Genomic DNA, 16,412 nt, shown 5'->3' with positions numbered 1-16,412 from the left:
AAAACGGAGGCTTTTGCTTAATTGCTTAATAAATCCAAGCACTATCCTGTTTTTCGTAAGAATTGGTTTCGCTTTCATTGAAGAACAACGCGATTTCTCTTTCAGCGCTTTCTGGTGAATCAGAACCATGAATAACATTTTTACCAACTGTCACACCGAAGTCACCGCGTATTGTCCCTGGCGCTGCTTCAAGAGGGTTCGTTTTACCCATCATTTCTCTTGCAGTTGGGATAACATCCTGTCCTTCCCAAACCATTGCAAATACAGGGCCAGAGGTGATAAATTCCACCAATTCCCCGAAGAAAGGTCTTTCCTTATGCTCAGCATAATGATTCTTTGCTAGATCCTCTGAAATTACCATAAGCTTTGCCCCAACGAGTTTAAACCCTTTTCTCTCAAAACGGTTTACGATCTCGCCAATTAAGTTACGTTGTACACCATCGGGTTTTACCATTAAAAAAGTTGTCTCCATGCTTTCACCCCTCTAATATGTATAGGCTTAATAGACTACCGTAAAAATTCTATCAAATTTTTTGAAAAATAACAATAGATTTATCAAGAACGTCTTTTACCGATATATTTAGCAATGTTCTCTAGAGTATGCTTTGCCCGCCCTTCCGGCAGTTCCTCCAAAGCTTTTAAGGCTTTTTGCAGATATAGTTCACTTAGTTGATAGGATTGCTCAATGGCATCGGTATTTTTTAAAGCATACAAAATATTACCAAGCTGCTCTCCGTCTAGAGTGTCGTTGGCTTGGATTGCACTTTTTAAAACAGAAGTAAATTTTTTATCTTTCATTGCGTATAGTACAGGCAATGTTATATTACCTTGTAATAGATCACTACCTGACGGCTTACCCAATTCTTTTTCCGTTGAGGTGAAATCTAATATATCATCAATAATTTGGTAGGACATTCCAATATAATAGCCATATTTATAAAGATTGTTAGCTTGTGCTTCTGTTAAATCAGAAACTAAGGCCCCCAATTGACAACTTGTAGCAATGAGAAGAGCCGTCTTACGTTTAATACGACGCAAATAATCGCGAAGCCCTTGGTTCCAATTGTATTTGTCTTTTATTTGTTCTATCTCTCCGACACAAACTTCCACAATTGTTCGTGAAAGAAGCTGGTGAACAGGAGTATCTTCAATCTGGGTTATTTCTTCAAGTGCTCTAGCTAATATATAATCCCCTGTATACATAGCAACCCTATTGCCATAAAGTTCCCGGATAGTTGGCTGACCCCTTCTTAACGATGCATCATCAATAACATCATCGTGGACTAATGTAGCCATATGAATGAGTTCAAGCGATACAGCAACCGTTTTGACGCGGTCTGGCTGATATCTTCCCAGTTGTCCTGATAGTATCACAAAAACAGGTCTTATCCTTTTACCACCTGCTTTAAGAAGCTCAGTAGAGGCAGCATGCAGAATAGGATGCTCTGCTTGAAATACCTCATTAAGGGATTCCTCTATTATGTCTAAATCTCTTTTTAAAAAACTATAAACTCTTGCTAGCTTCATGTGTGTCACCTTTAACTTCACTTAAAAAGTATAAATTTATTAATCCATAAAAGATTGCTTTATTTGTGCCCCATATGCATGGCAGCTACTCCACCGGTATAGCTCTTGACTTCTACACGGGAAAAACCTGCTTGTTGAAATAATTGTTCTAATTTTTCTTTATCCGGAAAGTCCTTTGCTGACTCATGCAACCAGGCATATTCTTTATAGCTCTTTGCCATCATTCTACCAAGCAATGGCATTATAAATCGGAAGTAAAGATAGTATAGCTGGCGAAATCCTATTAGTGATGGCTGAGAGGTTTCCAAGCATACTACTTTCCCACCTGGCTTAACTACCCTATACATCTCTTTTAGCACCGTTACATAGTCAGGAACATTGCGCAACCCAAAGCCTATCGTCACATAGTCAAACGAATCATCTTCGAAAGGTAGCTCCATAGCATTCCCATGCAGTAATTCAAGCTGGGATAATTGAAGATCTTCTTTCTTTTCTTTGGCAATCGATAACATATTTTCACTAAAGTCTAGTCCGATAACCTTTCCACTTGGGCCCACAGTAGCTGCTGAAGAAATTGCCCAATCGCCTGTTCCACTGCAAACGTCAAGAACTTGTGAGCCTTCTGCCATATTCATCCGGCGCATAACATCTTTTCGCCATGACTTATGACGCTGAAAGGAAATGATGGAATTCATTTTGTCGTATTTCCCATAAATCTTTTCGAACACATGGTGTACTCGTTCTTCTTTAGATTGTTGTGGCTTCATGTATCTATCCTTCTTCCGCTAACGTGCTGTTTTCTTTTAGGAGTTTTTGGATTGCTTCTCCAAGTATTGTCTCCTTATTTGCATAGTTTTTCATAAAAAGAGAAAGCTTTTGAAGACTTCCACCAATTTTTTCGTTTACTATAGCAAGAACGTCTTCCTTGTTTCCTTTATCTGTATAATGAATTCCTGCATCAATCAATAGTGAATTACCATGTTGCAAATAGTTCTGCTTCTCTCGGAGTAAACGGTTCGTTAAAATCCATTCCCTGTAAATACTTTCGTAGGCGTTGTTATCAACATAGTTTGCAACACTTGTAATAAGTAATGATTCTATGTTTGTTAAAATGTTGAGGTAATCTTCAAAAGTAGATGCCTCATTATAGTACAATTTCATTTTATTTTCGTTTATTTCTTTAATGGCATTTGCCAATTTATGTATAAGATCTATTTCTTTCATCTCTGATAAGAGTAAATAATAAAGGCCACTGTAATAATCTCCAGCTAATACATTTAGCTGTCCAGCTACTTTTCTTCCTTTGTCTTCATCCACCTTACTAGTCGCAGGAACCTTTTCATGCGTATCAAGCGCCACCTGGACGAGCATAGCTGTAATAATGTAGCTTTCTTTTTGCGAAGTAGACAAGGAAGTCTCATCTATGATCACAGTTAATAGGACAAGCTTGGCTTCATCTAATATGGGCTTCTCAATATGCTTATATAAGTAAGCATGTCTCATTTTTTCACGGAGTAGCTCTTTTAGGTGGTAAATGTCTAATCTTGCAGTCATCAAAATATCACCATAGCCCTTTCATTGTTTCACTAACGCTTTCGTTATTATAGCATAAATTAAGTGATATCGATAATCAAACAATCCGACAAAGCCTTATCACTATGTATTTTCAATCTCGCCATGGCTAGTTTGTATGATTGCCTTGCCTCTAACTTTTACCGCAGAAGTATGCTCCGTAAACTGGGCAATCATCACTTCATTTCTATCAAGCTTTTCGGAATGATGGAATCTAGTATCTGTCCCTCTAGTCAATCCAATCACGCTGACACCATCTTCCAAAGCCTTTATAACGAAAAAGTCTGATTTAGCTGTTGAATCATCCATATTTATTCCTCCTTAGCATTCTCATTAAAATAATCTACCATCTATCCTGCACTGTCAAACATCCAGGTACTAACTATTAAGTATAGGAAGATAAATTTAAGAAAAAAAGGATACGCCTAAGCGTATCCTCTCCCTTCGCCCTATGTAAAATTATTTTACACTATCTTTAAGGGCTTTTCCTGGTTTGAAAGCAGGAACTTTACTTGCAGGGATTTCAATCTCTTCTCCAGTTTGTGGGTTACGCCCTTTACGAGCTGAACGCTCACGTACCTCAAAGTTACCAAATCCGATTAGTTGTACTTTTTCACCGTCTTTTAGTGAATCCATGACAGATTCGAAAACTGCATCAACTGCTTTGGTTGCATCTTTCTTAGAAAGATCGCTTTTTTCTGCTACAGCATTAATTAAGTCTGTTTTGTTCATGACATTCACCTCCTCCCAAATCATTTCAATCGAGATTAGCTCACAAAAAGAAACTATCATCATTTGTTTACCAATCTGCCTGTTTTTATACTTAAAGCCATCACTTTCTTTTGATGACAAGGCTTATATTAACCGAGTTCGCTGCAAAATTCAACAATTAGTGCTGAATTTCTATGTTTTTATTTAAAAAAAGTAAAATATATCCAAAGAAACCCCTAATTTTTACCAAATTAATGTATTTTAATAACTTGTCTGATTTGCTGCGATACTCTGGCTTTAAAGCTTATTATACATATACGACATGAATATCAGAATTCCTGCCGTTGCAGGAAAAATATCTTGGGCAGAGTGAAAAATGACGGATTATCTAATCAAATTATCTTTTTAAAAACAAACAAAAAGCAGCTAAAATTAGCTGCTAAAGGATAATTGCTATTAATCCACCAGAACCTTCGTTAATAATTCGTTCCAGTGTATCTTTTAATTTGTATCTTGCATTCTCAGGCATGAGAGCAATTTTTGCTTGGATTCCTTCCCGCACGATAGAACTTAATGATCTACCAAATATATCAGATTCCCAAATGGACAATGGGTCTTCCTCAAAGTCCTGCATTAGGTAACGAACTAGTTCTTCGCTTTGCTTTTCTGTGCCAATAATTGGTGCAAATTCTGATTCAACCTCTACTTTAATCATGTGAATGGATGGAGCAACAGCCTTTAAACGAACACCGAAGCGCGACCCTTGCCGAATTATCTCTGGTTCATCTAATATCATGTCTTCAAGGGATGGTGCTGCAATACCATAGCCAGTCTGTTTCACCATTTTTAGAGCACCAGATACCTGGTCAAATTCTCTCTTTGCATGCGCAAAATCCTGCATTAACTGAAGTAAATGGTCTTTTCCTCGAATCTCTTCTCCCACAATTTCTTTAAGAATATTATCGTAAAGATAGTCAGGGGCATGGAGGTCAATTTCTGCTACTCCTTCTCCCATCTCCATACCTGCCAGGTTAGCTTTATCAATATATTCATAGTCCCTAAATTCACCGACTATTTGATCTACATCCCTTAACCGCTTAATGTTTTTAACTGTTTCCTGTATCGCTTCTTGGTAATTTTTTCGTAACCAATGCTTTTCGTTTAATACCATAACCCAGCTTGGAAGGTTAACATTAACCTCTAATACTGGAAACTCATACAATGATTCTCTAAGGACATTATACACGTCATGCTCTGTCATAGATTCAACACTCATAGCTAGCACTGGTATATCATACTTCTCTACTAGGTCCTGCCTAAGTAGCTCTGTCTCCTGGCTAGTTGGCTTAACCGAGTTTACAACCATGATAAACGGTTTGCCCACTTCTTTTAATTCATCCACTACTTTTGCTTCAGCATCGATATAATCACTTCTTGGTATTTCGCCAATTGAACCATCTGTTGTAACAACAACACCTATAGTCGAATGCTCCTGAATTACTTTTCTTGTTCCGATTTCTGCAGCATCATGAAATGGAATAGGTTCTTCATACCACGGAGTATTGATCATTCTTGGTCCATTCTCATCTTCATAACCCTTGGCGCCCTGTACAGCATAACCTACACAATCAACTAGTCTTACATTTACATCTAGTCCTTCTTCCACATTAATAGATACTGCTTGATTCGGAATAAATTTAGGCTCTGTTGTCATAATTGTTTTTCCAGCAGCACTTTGTGGCAGTTCGTCAAGCGCCCGAGCACGATCTGTATCATCCTCGATGCTAGGAAGTACAACCAGCTCCATGAATTTCTTAATAAACGTCGATTTTCCCGTCCGGACAGCACCTACTATACCAAGGTAAATATCTCCATTTGTCCGTTTTGAAATATCTTTAAAAATATCAACTCTTTCCAAAAGATCCCCTCCCGATCTCCTTGCATTTGTTTACGTACAGACTGCGATTAATTGACATTACAAGTCTATGATGTTGTCCTATCAAAATATGACTTAAATATGTGTAAAAGTATTATTACTCATTCCCTTCGCATCCAAATGTATGGCGGTATACAAATAAACCCTTGCAACAATATATGTTACAAGGGCATGTTTATGATATTTATTTGTCATTCATAAATACTGGTTCCCCTGAACGGACAGTATAGGGTAACGAGTATGCAGGGACGAATGGTGTGTTCTCTGCAAGCAGAAATCGTATATCATCCCCCTCCTGGTATGTGTGCTCATAGTCCTCTAATGCATTAAGAAGATCAATACGATAATCGACATAGAGATTTCCATCTACATCCATAATAATAGGAAGATTTTCTTGTGAATATGGACTAACAACATGTGGTGGGTTTTCAAATCCTAATTTTTCATAATCAATTGTAAATATACCTTCTTCTATTTCCTTTTTAAATGGTGGATATATATGATCATTTCGATATATATCTAATTTGACATTTACACTTCTAATTTGCTCTGTAATGCGCAAATCAATTAATTTCACCCTAGGATCTTCCTCGGGGGTAATCAATGTATATTGGTAAAGACCCCCATTTTCATAAGCAGTACCTGGTATTTCTTGTAGAATGTTATTTTCCTTTAATAAGGAAAAATCAACCAAGTATTTTTGAAATAAAGGAGTATCATTGTCCTTTGTTTTAATTGGGACCAAACCCTGCTTCATTTCTCTATACTGCTCCACCGCGCTCTGAACCATCTCTAATTGGGCTTCATTAGGTGGTTGGTTCTTTGCAAGTTCTCCTTGGGGATATAAGCAACCGCTTAATACGGCAAGTACACAAACCATAGTGAAAACAAGTATGTAGTTGTGTTTCATATTAATCCTCCCTATGTACTATCCTGTTGGTCCACTGAATACAATATAAAAGATAATAAGTCCACCTGAAATTAAAAATATGTATGCAAGAATTGACACAATCACGGCTAATATTCCTTTAAGCTTATAGCGACTTAGCAGAATGAGCCCTATAGCAAGAAATAAAAATATCATGCCAGCGAATGATATGTACATCTTAAGCATTGATAAAGACAATTTTCTTCACTCCTGTATGCGTTCTCTTAACAATTTCATGCATGGAGTATTATACCATAGAGTAATCAAACCAAACATAAAATTGCGTTTTTTATAAAGAAAAGCGTAAAGTGCCGTATTGAGGAACGCCAACTAAATACGACCCTTCTTGGGTCAACGTTGGCATGACCCGGTTCCACAGTGCACACAAAATTTAAAATGAAAAAACCGGGATTAAGAGGGCTAGCCTTATCCCGGAATGACTAAATAATGTCCGCTACAGCTCTATTGTGAATGCTTGTGCGATTTAGTGTATGCAGCTGGAAGCATTACTGTATCCTCAATTGCCTATACTCCTACTACTTTTTAAAAAGTTTGTTTAATGATTGCATATCCATTGGAACATTGTTCTTTGTAATAGACTCAACTATTTTGTCTTCTTTTTCTTTTGGTATAGATTTATTAGCTAACTTGGCCAAATGACGAACCAGTTTTCTCACAGTTTGCTCATTGGAAAAATCAGCATTCTTCACAGAATCAGCAACTTTATATACATCCTCTGGCTTTACATTTGCATTCTTCTGTATCTTATCAAACAGACCTTTTTGAAAGTTATTCACCTATTCTCCTCCTTGCATGTGTTATTCAACATAGTATATGCAAGGAGGTATAATCCGTGTTATTGGGTATATCGCTCATTTAAAAGCGCTGCAAGGTCGTCCATTTCTTCTCGCTTCGTTCTACTCATCAATTGCTCGACAACCTTTTTAGGGTTCTCTTCTTTAAAGAGAATCTCGTATATACCTTTGGTAATTGGCATTTCTACATCTTGCTCTTCAGCAAATTGATAGGCAGCCTTAACCGTCCTAACACCTTCGACGGCCATGCCCATTTGTTCTAATACATCATCAAGCTTATAACCTTTGCCCAATAGGTTCCCGGCACGCCAGTTTCTACTATGCACACTCGTGCAAGTCACAATTAAGTCGCCGACTCCAGGCAAACCTAGGAAGCTTAATGGATTTGCACCAAGGGAAGTTCCTAGTCTGGCAATTTCAGCCAATCCTCTCGTTATTAGAGCAGCTTTAGCATTATCTCCATAACCAAGACCATCTGAAATTCCTGCTCCAAGCGCAATAATATTTTTTAAAGCGCCACCTAGTTCAATTCCTAATATATCTGGGCTCGTATATACACGAAACGCATCATTAATAAATAAATCTTGAGCGTATGAGGCATTTTGGGCATCCTTTGAGGATACTGTTACCGTAGTTGGTTGTCTTAATGCTACTTCTTCAGCATGGCTAGGTCCCGATAGTACAACAATTTCTTCTTCCGTGTATTGTTCCATCTCTTCAGCTATTAACTGTGATACTCGTTTAAGTGTTACAGGTTCTATCCCTTTAGTTGCATGGATGATGGTAACTTTTTGTTTTAAGACAGCTTGAAGCTGCTTACAAACTTCGCGAATTGCTTTGGTAGGAACCACTACAATTACTGCAGATACTTCATCCACTGCTTCGCTTAGATCGTGATATGCTCTAATGTGTTTAGGTATCTCCACATTTTTAAGATACTTTTCATTTCGATGCAGGTTATTTATTGCTTCAGCCTGTTCACTACGGTGTGTCCATAATCGTACTTCATGATCATTATCAGCAAGGACAATACTTAAGGCTGTTCCCCAGCTCCCTGCCCCAATAACTGCTACTTTCTCCATATGCCCTTCCTCCTTATTGTCTTCTTCTTGCAAACAGTTTTATAGGTGTTCCAACAAAACCAAAGGCATCTCTAATTTTGTTTTCTAGAAAACGTTCGTAGGAAAAATGCATTAATTCGGGATCGTTTACAAATACCACGAAACTCGGTGGTTTGACAGCAACTTGTGTTGCATAAAGCACCTTAAGCCTCTTCCCTTTTAAGGTAGGGGTAGGGTTCATTGCAATTGCATCCATAATGACATCATTTAACACATTGGTAGGTACACGTTTTGCATGATTTTCACTTGCTAATTTGACTGCAGGTAAAAGGGTGTGTAATCGCTTTTTGGTCTTTGCAGATAGGAAGACCACTGGTGCGTAATCTAAATACTGAAAATGCGCACGAACTTTTGTCTCGAATTCCTTCATAGCTTTCTCGTTTGATTCTACGGTATCCCATTTATTTACTACAATGACAATAGCTCTTCCCGCTTCATGTGCGTAACCAGCAATTTTCTTGTCTTGCTCTCTAATACCGGTTTCTGCATCAATTAAAACGAGCACAACGTCAGATCGTTCAATGGCTTTTAGTGCCCGTAAAACACTATATTTTTCAGTTGTTTCGTAAACTTTTCCTCTCTTACGCATACCAGCCGTATCAATAATCACGTAATCTTGTTCGTCTCGAGTTAGTGTGGTATCAATTGCATCTCTTGTGGTCCCTTCTATTTCACTCACAATAACTCGTTCTTCGTTAAGCATGGCATTAACAAGGGAAGATTTCCCAACATTCGGGCGACCAATTAAACTAAAGTAAATGGTCTCTTCATCATAGACTTCTTCAGATCGTTGTGGAAAATGCCCTACAACTGCGTCTAATAAATCCCCTAACCCTAATCCATGCGATCCTGATATAGGGAATGGTTCTCCAAAACCTAATGAGTAGTATTCATAAATAGTCTCACGCATTTCTGGGTTATCAATTTTGTTTATTCCCAGAACAACTGGCTTGTTAGATTTAAATAGTAGCTTGGCTACTTCTTCATCAGCCCCAGTTATGCCTTCCCGACCATTTAACAGAAAGATAATAACATCAGCTTCATCAATTGCTATCTCTGCCTGTTGTCTCATTTGGACTAGGAGTGGTTCATCTCCAATCTCTATTCCACCAGTATCAATAAGATTGAATTTGGAAGTTAGCCATTCAGCTTCTGCATATATTCGGTCACGCGTTACACCTGGTATATCTTCAACAATTGAAATTCTTTCTCCGACTAGTCTATTAAATATTGTCGATTTTCCGACATTAGGTCTTCCTACGATTGCTACAACAGATTTTCTCATGAAAGGAGCATCCTCTCTCTATACGTTCTTATTTTCCTAACATTTATTCATTCTAGCAAAAGTAACACATATTAACAATTTATTTTTAATGTTTTACAATGATGTATATCTCATCCGAGAGGGAATGCGCAATCCCATCCGTTATTGCTTCAAGGTTTGCAGCTACCTTTGCTGACTCTTTTGCATCATTACAATAAAAAATAGGCGCGCCACCACTGACTTTTGATTGGTTTGTTGTTATTACTGCCAAAATTGCTTTTTCAATCTTCATATTTTATTGTTTCTCCTTACTATGAGATTTTGACTCTGATGGCATTCGGATTGCATTTTCCAAAACTGGTACGGCACCTATTACTTCAATCGCTTTTTGCTTCTCCCTTAACTGTGGAAGAATAAATATACCAATTCGTCCATCGTCTAAATCTCTCTTGATTAAAGGGGTTAGAGCTGGAGTCCCAGAATCCCTTACAACACCTAGTGAAACAGAAACATCATGAAGGATCGCCTGACGTTGTCCAAGATTTCCAATCGTAGTTATGACATTCATATTTTTCGGTGTCAAAATAAAACCCATTCCATATTTAAGAATTTCCTCTTGCCTTTCAGGTAGCCCTATATTCATAATATAAATATTGTCCACGTATAGGCCAGCCCCTTCAAAACGAAGCTCACGGTAGTCTATGTTGACAATATCTTTGATTGTAGAACCACTCATTAGTGCTTTATTCACAATTAAGCTCACAATCGCTCCGGCAAGCGCGATGTAAACGTTAAATACAATATACAAGAGAGTGGTAATAAATGCAGTCATGATAACAAGATAGTTTCTACTTTCAAATGAAATGGCAATGCCCTCAATATATGTATTCCCACGGGGTACCAGTTCAAACTCATCAACTTCGGTTAGTGTGTTACGCTCCATATTTCTAACTTCTCTAAATTGCGTGGCAGCTACTGTAAGAAAGGTGACAGCTGTGAATTCCATTTCCATTATAGCTGGAACGGCCACTGCTCCAAGTGCGGCAGCAATAAATCCAAGTGATAAATGAATAACTTTCCCATGTAAGTATGTAGGGTACTGTCGATAATCAGTCCTAAGCATTAAAATTCTCGCGAATGTTCCTAATAACACCCCAAAGATTATAGGATATGTATATTCATTCATTTTGCTACCTCCAGGTCTATAGGTATAGTATGATGCTTGGCTTTTTTGGTTCTACTTTTTCGTATTATGTCTAAAAACACAATAAATACTATCGCAATCATAATATTGCCTAAAAAAGGAAGCTCCCCAGTGCCTCTTGAAACTCCGTATGAAGACAGAGTAAAGCTAAAGACACATTCGCCAAAGCTAGTTCCAAGCAGTACTACACATAACCGGCTCTCAAGCCCCCTCACAAGCAGCAGGGCTGTCAGACCAAGGAGAAGAGGAACTAACACTTCTCTAGGCCAAAAAAGCCATATTGGAGCAGCTTTTTCCCAAAAAAGGAGGGAAGCATAGCCAAGCATTATAGTAAAGGTACATATGGTTAGGTAAATCTGCCGCTTAAGGTGAAGGAGGAGAATAATGGAACTTATTATTAAAAGAAATAAGGAGGCATTATATTCTATCTCTCTTATCATTACACTGGTATTAGATAAAATTAAAATGCCCAGGAGCCATACTGTAAATAAGTCTCTTTTCTTTCCTCTCTTCATAAAAAACGTTGTCATGATCCAAAGCATCCATCCAACCCAATAAAAATATGCTTCGTTTGTCATTAATAATCTCACCTGCCCCTCTTCATTATGGGTATTTTAGCTGTTATGTATACAATCGCCCATATTGAAAGCGGACAGCTGTGTATGATAGAAATAGGCTCAGTTACGTCAAGTTAAACAAACTTGTTTATTCCAGAACATATGTCACAATTAACCGGTATATATAATTTTATAGACAACAAAAAAGCGCCTCCCAAACTGGGAGACGCTTTTTTCTATAATTAATATTATTTGTACTTATTTAATTTATCTCCGATGAAATCACCTAACTGGAAACCAGACTGATCCTCATCTTTTGCGTATTGCTTATATTCCTTTTCAGCTTGTTCTTGTTCTAACTCCTTAATACTTAATGAAATACGCTCTTCGTTTTCATTTACATCAAGTATTTTGACGTTAACTTTTTGTCCAACTTCTAGTACTTCTTGAGGTGTACCAATATGTCGGTTGGCAATTTGCGAAATATGCACAAGACCTTCTACCCCAGCTTCAATTTCAACAAATGCACCAAAGTTAACTAGTCGTCTGACTGTCCCTTCGACTGTATCACCAGCCGAGAATCTACTTTCAATATCTGACCATGGACCCGGGATTGTATTTTTATGAGATAAGGAAATTCGCTCGTTATCCATATCTACTGAAAGGACTTCAACTTTTAGTTTTTCTCCTTCAGAAACTATATCTGAAGCCTTTTCAACGTGTTTATGAGCTAATTGGGAGATATGAACAAGTCCATCTACTCCTCCAAGATCCACAAATACACCAAAGTTTGTAATACGTTGTACTGTACCTTCAAGCACTTGACCTGCTTCTAAAGACTGTAGCAACTCACCTTTTTTCGCCTGCGCTTCATCTTCAGCTACAGCGCGGTGTGAAAGGATAATACGATTCTGATCTTTGTCCAGTTCAGCAATTTTAACGGCAAGCATTTTATTTTTATAGTCTGAGAAATCTTCCACAAAATACGTTTCGACTAATGAAGCAGGAATAAATCCTCTAACCCCTACATCTACTACAAGGCCGCCCTTCACTACCTCTTTCACTTCTGTTTCAAAGATTTCACCACTTTTGTATTTTTCTTCAAGCTCTACCCATGCTTGATCAGCATCTATTGCTTTCTTAGAAAGGACAACTTCATCATCATCTATTTTTTTAACTTTAAGAGTAAGTTCGTCTCCTTCTTTCACAACGTCCCCAGCTTGTTCCACATGCAAACTGGATAGCTCACCAATTGGTACTATACCCTCTGTTTTGTAACCAATGTCTACAAGTACTTGTTTTTCTTCAACCTTGATTACCTTACCAGTAATAGTAGTACCTACTTGTAATTCTGGTAATTCATTGTTTTGTTCTGTCATATCCTAGCCCTCCTAAGTACATATCAAAAAACGCATTAACGTAACATCATTTAACTCTATCTTTTTGAATTTAGAATTAAATAGAAAGTTCCTTTTCTATAACTTCTAATAATTATAATTATTTGTCAAGTAATGTTGTTTGATTCTGATAATTTTCTTTATTCGATTATACGATCTCATGTATGCTTAATTATCTTTGAAACTCCGCTTAATGGCCATTTCACCATAAATGCTTCGCGTCTTAAAATGGAAAAACTTCAGCTATAATTAAATTTCCCCAAATAATGATTTTTAAAACAGTCACCTTATTTGAGTCTTGTATGTATGAAAAAGCAACTTCCCTACTATCTCTCCCTATCGAATAAATGGGAAGATAAAGCAGAAGAAGTTACCTTGGAAGTTAATCTTACATGACCAATATAACACCTAAGAACGTTGGAGAACCTTATACGCTTCATTTAAGATATTGTCAGCTACTTGTCCAATAGTTAGAGAAGTAGTGTCTATTTCCACCGCATTCTCTGCCTTAATAAGCGGTGCAGCTTCTCGTTGAGAATCAATTAAATCCCTTTGCTCAATTTCCTTTTTTAATTCCTCTAGGTCAACGTTGTACCCTTTTTTAGTATTTTCTTCAAACCTCCGTTTAGCCCGTTCTTCGACAGATGCTATGAGAAATATCTTCACCTCTGCATTAGGAAGAACATGCGTTCCTATATCTCGTCCGTCCATTACCACGCTCGTATGGGCTGCCAATGCTTGCTGACGGGCTACCATTTCTCTCCTGATCTCTGGGTGCATCGCCACATAGGAAACATTGTTTGTAACCTCTTGTGATCGTATTGCCTCCGTAACATCCTCCGTATCCAAGATGACCAATTGACCAGTTGCACTTTGTTTTAATTTAATTGTAGTGTTTGCTAGCAATCCTACCAATGGTTCTTCTTTTTGTAAGTCGACTTGATTATTTATTGCTTTTAGCGTTAATGCCCTGTACATTGCTCCAGTGTCAATATAGACACATGAAAGTTTTTCTGCGACTATCTTTGCTACAGTACTTTTACCTGCAGCTGCTGGGCCATCAATTGCGATGGCTATCATTTCATTTTCCATTTATAAAGCTCATTCCTCTCAACTATCATTCGACTATCATTCAGCCTCATAACCAACATTAAATGAACATAGCCAGCTAGAGATGAAAATCTGGCAATAGCCGAAATCTTAACTATTCTATATAAATCATAACATACCAATAAAATAATGGTCTATTCGGATACAAAAACTGAAATTTAAACGGATAGTTCCTTTTTCCTTGCTTCTCGCTGTTTTTCAAAAGAAAAACGAATTATTTTATGTTGGTCTTCTTTTAAGAGGTTAATGAATTTCAATGATGCTGTATGTACAAGTGTATCTTGCTCTTTAATGAAAACCAACTCCGCTTCGGCATTAATATAGAAATATTCCCCTGATTGCATATCTAAAGTGAGCCATAAATCTAAAGGTCCATCACTCTCCATTGTTTTGCCATGTGGTAGGATTACAGAGAGGCCACCCCCACTAATATCCGTACTCACAGTGACAATTGGTGAAAAAGAATTATTCTTAGAATGGATAGCAACATCTATCGCTGCCTCTACTCTTACAAATTCCCTTCTTTGTATTCGTTTTAGATCATCGCCAGGCAATTTAATGGCCAAGCCAGGAACGGTTAACTTTACTTTAGCAACAATTTCTGTCTTAAAAGCATATAAGTTCTGCTTTTCATCCATATACATTGCTCTTAACACGGTGCCTTTTGGTATAAAGGAAGTTTTTTTAGTTTTTTCGTGTATTGGATAATCGATAAATAGATAATGTTCACTTTTTTCGATAATTTTGCATCGATACGTCTCCATCTTTTTTCCTGCTTTTTTCAACTCAAGAGTAAGTACGCTCCCAATTTTCACTTGAAATCCCTCCGTACTGGTAAAAAATCACTACACTAATTCGATATACCTATTATCACAGAAAACGGAAAAAAGAGAAAGACTAATGTCTCTCTCTTTAGCTATTTGCTGCATAATTAGCTTCTGCACCATCTAACTTTTCTACCTTTTCTTCTTTTCCATCCATTGCGTTAATAAATATTCGGTATGTCTCATTCCCCATGATACCTAAGAACTCATATGTCAGGACTTCTTCACCGAGGTCATTGTCAATAACTGCTAGAAACGATTCTTGAATTTCAACTTTTTGATTAACTGCTTCCTTTGCCTCATCCTCTGATAGTGTTGGTTCTGGTATCTCTCTTTCAGTATGGTTCATCAGATAATCTCTCGCTGTAAGACCAAGAATGTCACCGGTATCTAATGCAACCTTTATTTCTAACGCGTCAGAATAAACCCTCACTCCGTCCTGGTTATAAAGAAATGAATAGACACCTATATTGTCATATTGGCTACTCAAGAACAACTCCATGTCTTTAAATTGGTATTTCGCCAAGTAATCCTTTGCCTTTTCCATACCTTCATTTAGGCTAATCTGTTTATCCTTGATTTGCCTTTGTACTAAAACTGTAATGGGGTGTCCACCTTGTTCTGTTAGATCCATATATGCGCTTTTTTTATTATCTTTATAAGAGATACTATATGTTGGAATGTCCGCACCATCTCCACTTTTGGTAACATGTAGCTTTTCGGCATCTTTCACATCAAGTATTTCTTTCCCCTTCTCACGTACCTGTTCTTCAGAAATTTTTTCTCCGTTTATCCCCTTATAAGCATGATCTTGAGAGGAAGTGCCAACTATGGGAGAGTCTACATTACTTTCAGAGTAACCCTCGACTGTCTTTTCCACAGTTTGAAAACCATCAACGATTGTGTTATCTACTTGCTCCTCTCCATTTGCCAATGCTAACTGTACATCCATCCACCGTAAGTTATTATCAAGTACGACATGCTGGACTTGACGCAATTCATCTTTAATATCGCCTGACTGCTGGTATAGCTCTTCAAAAGATTTTGTCTCTTCCTCAGAAAGTGGTTCATCATCTAAATTCCGTACGGCAGTCTTGTAGGTAAAATCCCCTATATTTGATAAGAATTCTTCGGTTTTATTAAATGGCAAAAGTCCTAATGGCAACTGTCCTACATTTGAGAGGGCTTCTGAAGTTAATCTCCAGATATCTACCATTTGCGGGGAAAGACTTTGGCCTGAATTCATTGCTAACGCAGAACCTATTTTATCGTGCAGTAAATCAACGTGATAGGAAAGCTCATGGAAAGATCTTTGGTACGTGTTTTCAGCTTGTATTAAAACAGCATTTTTTTCTTGATGTTCCTGGTAACCCCAAAAAGCAGTTCCAGTAACCCCAATTGCCAAAACAGCGATTATGATCCACCTAATCAATGTCATCACACCTT

General features: G+C 37.6%; 19 protein-coding genes. All 19 read right to left on the bottom strand.

Features of this window, described 5'->3' with window-relative positions; all coding sequences use genetic code 11:
• Positions 1-25: 25 nt before the first annotated feature.
• Positions 26-472, bottom strand: a complete 447-nt coding sequence (gene ndk / locus AC6CHS_RS02690; protein ID WP_498233918.1) for a nucleoside-diphosphate kinase — start codon at positions 470-472, stop codon at positions 26-28.
• Between the two features lie 83 nt (positions 473-555).
• On the bottom strand, positions 556-1,527 hold the full coding sequence (gene hepT / locus AC6CHS_RS02685) for a heptaprenyl diphosphate synthase component II (RefSeq protein WP_498233916.1): 972 nt from the start codon (positions 1,525-1,527) through the stop codon (positions 556-558).
• Between the two features lie 59 nt (positions 1,528-1,586).
• Positions 1,587-2,294 carry a demethylmenaquinone methyltransferase gene (gene menG, locus AC6CHS_RS02680; protein WP_498233914.1) on the bottom strand — a complete coding sequence of 236 codons (708 nt, stop codon included), beginning with the start codon at positions 2,292-2,294 and terminating at the stop codon, positions 1,587-1,589.
• 4 nt (positions 2,295-2,298) lie between these two features.
• On the bottom strand, positions 2,299-3,081 hold the full coding sequence (locus AC6CHS_RS02675) for a heptaprenyl diphosphate synthase component 1 (RefSeq protein WP_498233912.1): 783 nt from the start codon (positions 3,079-3,081) through the stop codon (positions 2,299-2,301).
• 102 nt (positions 3,082-3,183) lie between these two features.
• On the bottom strand, positions 3,184-3,408 hold the full coding sequence (gene mtrB / locus AC6CHS_RS02670; RefSeq protein WP_036572810.1) for a trp RNA-binding attenuation protein MtrB: 225 nt from the start codon (positions 3,406-3,408) through the stop codon (positions 3,184-3,186).
• A gap of 150 nt (positions 3,409-3,558) precedes the next feature.
• Positions 3,559-3,831, bottom strand: coding sequence for a non-specific DNA-binding protein Hbs (gene hbs / locus AC6CHS_RS02665; RefSeq protein WP_036572809.1), 273 nt, complete (start codon positions 3,829-3,831; stop codon positions 3,559-3,561).
• A gap of 418 nt (positions 3,832-4,249) precedes the next feature.
• Positions 4,250-5,728 carry a stage IV sporulation protein A gene (gene spoIVA / locus AC6CHS_RS02660; protein ID WP_498233911.1) on the bottom strand — a complete coding sequence of 493 codons (1,479 nt, stop codon included), beginning with the start codon at positions 5,726-5,728 and terminating at the stop codon, positions 4,250-4,252.
• Positions 5,729-5,930: 202 nt separating this feature from the next.
• Positions 5,931-6,656 (bottom strand): YphF family lipoprotein, encoded by a 726-nt coding sequence (locus AC6CHS_RS02655; protein WP_498233909.1) that lies wholly within the window; start codon positions 6,654-6,656, stop codon positions 5,931-5,933.
• An 18-nt stretch (positions 6,657-6,674) separates the two neighbouring features.
• Positions 6,675-6,872, bottom strand: a complete 198-nt coding sequence (locus AC6CHS_RS02650) for a DUF2768 domain-containing protein (RefSeq protein ID WP_036572806.1) — start codon at positions 6,870-6,872, stop codon at positions 6,675-6,677.
• A gap of 338 nt (positions 6,873-7,210) precedes the next feature.
• The gene (locus tag AC6CHS_RS02645; protein WP_498233907.1) at positions 7,211-7,471 is read right to left on the bottom strand and encodes a stage VI sporulation protein F; all 261 of its coding nucleotides are present in this window, start codon (positions 7,469-7,471) and stop codon (positions 7,211-7,213) included.
• A 59-nt stretch (positions 7,472-7,530) separates the two neighbouring features.
• Complete coding sequence (locus AC6CHS_RS02640; protein WP_498233905.1) at positions 7,531-8,571, bottom strand: NAD(P)H-dependent glycerol-3-phosphate dehydrogenase; 1,041 nt, start codon at positions 8,569-8,571, stop codon at positions 7,531-7,533.
• A 13-nt stretch (positions 8,572-8,584) separates the two neighbouring features.
• Complete coding sequence (gene der / locus AC6CHS_RS02635) at positions 8,585-9,895, bottom strand: ribosome biogenesis GTPase Der (RefSeq protein ID WP_036572801.1); 1,311 nt, start codon at positions 9,893-9,895, stop codon at positions 8,585-8,587.
• An 85-nt stretch (positions 9,896-9,980) separates the two neighbouring features.
• Entirely contained in the window at positions 9,981-10,166 is a 186-nt protein-coding gene (locus AC6CHS_RS02630) for a capping complex subunit for YIEGIA (RefSeq protein ID WP_498233903.1), read from the bottom strand.
• A gap of 3 nt (positions 10,167-10,169) precedes the next feature.
• Positions 10,170-11,060 carry a YIEGIA family protein gene (locus tag AC6CHS_RS02625; RefSeq protein ID WP_498233901.1) on the bottom strand — a complete coding sequence of 297 codons (891 nt, stop codon included), beginning with the start codon at positions 11,058-11,060 and terminating at the stop codon, positions 10,170-10,172.
• Positions 11,057-11,656: a YphA family membrane protein gene (locus AC6CHS_RS02620; RefSeq protein ID WP_498233900.1), complete on the bottom strand. Its 600-nt coding sequence runs from the start codon at positions 11,654-11,656 to the stop codon at positions 11,057-11,059. The genes AC6CHS_RS02625 and AC6CHS_RS02620 overlap by 4 nt, the downstream gene beginning before the upstream one ends.
• A 227-nt stretch (positions 11,657-11,883) precedes the next feature.
• On the bottom strand, positions 11,884-13,014 hold the full coding sequence (rpsA, locus tag AC6CHS_RS02615; RefSeq protein ID WP_498233898.1) for a 30S ribosomal protein S1: 1,131 nt from the start codon (positions 13,012-13,014) through the stop codon (positions 11,884-11,886).
• A gap of 426 nt (positions 13,015-13,440) precedes the next feature.
• Positions 13,441-14,124 (bottom strand): (d)CMP kinase, encoded by a 684-nt coding sequence (cmk, locus tag AC6CHS_RS02610; protein ID WP_498233897.1) that lies wholly within the window; start codon positions 14,122-14,124, stop codon positions 13,441-13,443.
• 176 nt (positions 14,125-14,300) lie between these two features.
• Positions 14,301-14,957: a flagellar brake protein gene (locus AC6CHS_RS02605; protein ID WP_498233895.1), complete on the bottom strand. Its 657-nt coding sequence runs from the start codon at positions 14,955-14,957 to the stop codon at positions 14,301-14,303.
• Positions 14,958-15,054: 97 nt separating this feature from the next.
• Positions 15,055-16,398 (bottom strand): germination protein YpeB, encoded by a 1,344-nt coding sequence (gene ypeB / locus AC6CHS_RS02600; protein ID WP_498233893.1) that lies wholly within the window; start codon positions 16,396-16,398, stop codon positions 15,055-15,057.
• Positions 16,399-16,412: the final 14 nt, after the last annotated feature.

The sequence above is a fragment of the Oceanobacillus sp. GQ8 genome, from assembly GCF_059758495.1.
Note: the sequence above shows the minus strand (reverse complement) of the source record. Positions and strands in the feature narration are given on the sequence as shown.